At 63.3% G+C, this 2,346-nt stretch carries 5 protein-coding genes; 1 reads left to right on the forward strand and 4 read right to left on the reverse strand.

Annotated features, from left to right (window positions below; genetic code table 11):
* The first annotated feature begins 137 nt into the window (after positions 1-137).
* Positions 138-791 carry a leucyl/phenylalanyl-tRNA--protein transferase gene (gene aat, locus ACFTOW_RS13535; RefSeq protein ID WP_379916585.1) on the forward strand — a complete coding sequence of 218 codons (654 nt, stop codon included), beginning with the start codon at positions 138-140 and terminating at the stop codon, positions 789-791.
* Here aat and ACFTOW_RS13540 read toward each other — a convergent pair.
* The 4 genes from ACFTOW_RS13540 to ACFTOW_RS13555 all read right to left on the reverse strand — a co-directional run bounded on the left by ACFTOW_RS13540 (position 755) and on the right by ACFTOW_RS13555 (position 2,301).
* Positions 755-1,105 (reverse strand): DUF2155 domain-containing protein, encoded by a 351-nt coding sequence (locus tag ACFTOW_RS13540; protein WP_379916591.1) that lies wholly within the window; start codon positions 1,103-1,105, stop codon positions 755-757. The genes aat and ACFTOW_RS13540 overlap by 37 nt on opposite strands.
* Positions 1,105-1,554: an outer membrane lipid asymmetry maintenance protein MlaD gene (gene mlaD / locus ACFTOW_RS13545; protein WP_379916587.1), complete on the reverse strand. Its 450-nt coding sequence runs from the start codon at positions 1,552-1,554 to the stop codon at positions 1,105-1,107. Before mlaD ends, ACFTOW_RS13540 begins: the two co-directional genes overlap by 1 nt.
* A 2-nt stretch (positions 1,555-1,556) precedes the next feature.
* A complete protein-coding gene (locus ACFTOW_RS13550) occupies positions 1,557-1,940 on the reverse strand; it encodes an NADH:ubiquinone oxidoreductase subunit NDUFA12 (protein ID WP_379916593.1) in 384 nt (127 codons plus the stop codon).
* Positions 1,941-2,016: 76 nt separating this feature from the next.
* Positions 2,017-2,301, reverse strand: coding sequence for a Rid family hydrolase (locus ACFTOW_RS13555; RefSeq protein ID WP_379916589.1), 285 nt, complete (start codon positions 2,299-2,301; stop codon positions 2,017-2,019).
* Between the last annotated feature and the right edge of the window lie 45 nt (positions 2,302-2,346).

Raw genomic sequence — 2,346 nt, forward strand, 5'->3', positions numbered from 1 at the left:
GTCGCGGTGGCGACGCGAGCATCAAGTCGCTGCCGCCATCGCACATCGAAAGACTCGCCATAATGCGCAACTGTAGTACTAGGTTGCTAACCCGATCCCCTCTCGCCTTTGCTGTCAACTTGCGGCAAATTTGATCCATGCCGCGCGATGACCCGGATATCAGCCCCGACCTGCTGCTGCATGCCTATGCGGCAGGCGTGTTTCCCATGGCCGAAACCCGCGACGACCCCGAACTGTTCTGGGTCGATCCGCGCCGTCGCGGGGTCATCCCGCTGGATGGCTTCCATGCCGGACGCAGCCTGCGCCGCGCGGTACGGCGGATGGATTACGCCGTCACCCTGAACCGCGACTTTGCCGGCGTGTTGGACGGCTGCGCCGACCGGGGCGAGACGTGGATATCAACGCGCATCCGCACGCTCTACCTGGCCCTGCACGATCTGGGCCGCGCGCATTCACTTGAACTGTGGGATATGCAGGGCCGTCTGATCGGCGGGGTCTACGGTGTCACGCTGGGCCGGGCGTTCTTTGGCGAAAGCATGTTCTCGCGCCGCAAGGATGCATCAAAGATCGCGCTGGTCTGGCTGGTCGATCACCTGAACACCTGCGGGTTCACGCTGTTCGACACGCAGTTCCTGACCCCGCATCTGGCCACGCTGGGTGGGGTCGAGATACCGCGCGCCGAGTACCGCGCCCGGCTGGCCGAGGCGCTGGAAGGCGACGCCGATTTCACCGCCCATCCGCTGCCAACCGACCCTCAGGACGTCTTGCAGCGCATCACCCAGACGTCATAGCGCGCGTGATCCAGCGCGCTCAGCGCAGGGGACGAGGCGATCATCCAGCCCGCAAAGATCGGTATACCATCGAAATCGCGCACGGTGACAAAGGCATAGGCATTGCCCGACGGGTTACCCTCGGGGTAGCGGCATTCGGCCAGTTCCAGCTGCAACCGCCCCATCGGGGCAGCCCCCCCATCGGACAGTTCGACGTCGCGCGCATCGCCGGTCAGCTTGTCCAGCACGCGCATCACCGCGCCGGTGCCGCGGGTGACCTCTTCGGCCCATGCCCCGCCAGCCGTCATCAGCAGAAATGCCAGCGCCAGACGCATCATTCGTCCCCTCCGCCGGACACATACCTGAGCAGCAGCGTCACCAGGCTGACCGAGCTTTGCGTGTCCTCGATCTCGGCCCCGGGATCCAGGTTGAAGGGCGATCCTCCCGGCATGATCTCGATATAATTGCCGCCCAGCAAACCCTCGGACGACACGATCACAGCGCTGTCATCCGGGATCTCGATGCCATTGGCGACGGTCAGCACGGTATCGGCGCGAAACGTCTGCGGGTTCAGGTCAATGCCCGTCACGGTGCCGATCTTGACCCCGGCCAGTCGCACATCGGTGCCCACGCTGACCCCTTCGATCGATCGGAAGGATGCGCTCAGCGGATAACCCGCGGCCGAGGTGGTAAAGCCGGTGACCTGCCCGGTATAGACGACAAAGCCGATGGCGGCGGCCAGAACCGCGCCCCCCACCAGAACTTCCGTGGTCGAATGGCTCATGGTTATTCCGGGCTCCAGGCCTCGTAATCCTTGCGCTCGACCGGGGCCTTGCGCCGGATCGACCCCGCGGGCGCATAGGCCAGCGGCGTGCCCGTCAGGTTCGGCTCGTGCGGCTTTTCCCATGGCTTGTGTACCAGCGGCCTGTCCGTCGGCGGCTCGTCCCATGTGCGGTGCAACCACCCGTGCCAGCTAGGATCGACACGCGAAGCTTCTACTTCGCCATTGAAGATCACCCAGCGCTTGCTGTCATCGGCATTACGGTAGAAAATATTGCCTTCGGTGTCTTCACCGACCTTGGTGCCCTTGCGCCACGTGAACAACTGGGTGTTAAGCGTTTGCCCGTTCCACCACGTCGCAGCGCGCAGCACTGATTTGAAAATACCCATTTCGGCCTCCGAAAGCTGTGTCACGTCTATGCCGCAAGTCGCACCCAAGGTCCAGTGGACACTGGGGCGCGGGCGGCTATTGAGGCGGTTGTAAGCCTGCCAGTGCCGTCACTTCGATCTCGATCAGGTACCTGGGGTGGATCAGACCGCATTCGATCATCGTGGCGACGGGCGGATTGTCGCCAAACGTATCTTGCAGCACCGGCCAGCATGCCTCGAAATCCGCAGCATTGGGCAGCATGTAGGTCACGCGCACAACATTGGCAAAGCTGCTGCCCGCCTCGGCCAGTGCCGTGCCGATGATCGCCAGCGCATCGACGCGTTGTGTAGCGCGACAAACTTGATGAGAAGAGCGCGTCAATCAGGATGAGAATCCTTGGTCGCGACGCTTGAGAAGATGCCGCCC

The sequence above is a fragment of the Lacimonas salitolerans genome (assembly GCF_042677865.1).
Lineage (GTDB): Bacteria > Pseudomonadota > Alphaproteobacteria > Rhodobacterales > Rhodobacteraceae > Lutimaribacter > Lutimaribacter salitolerans.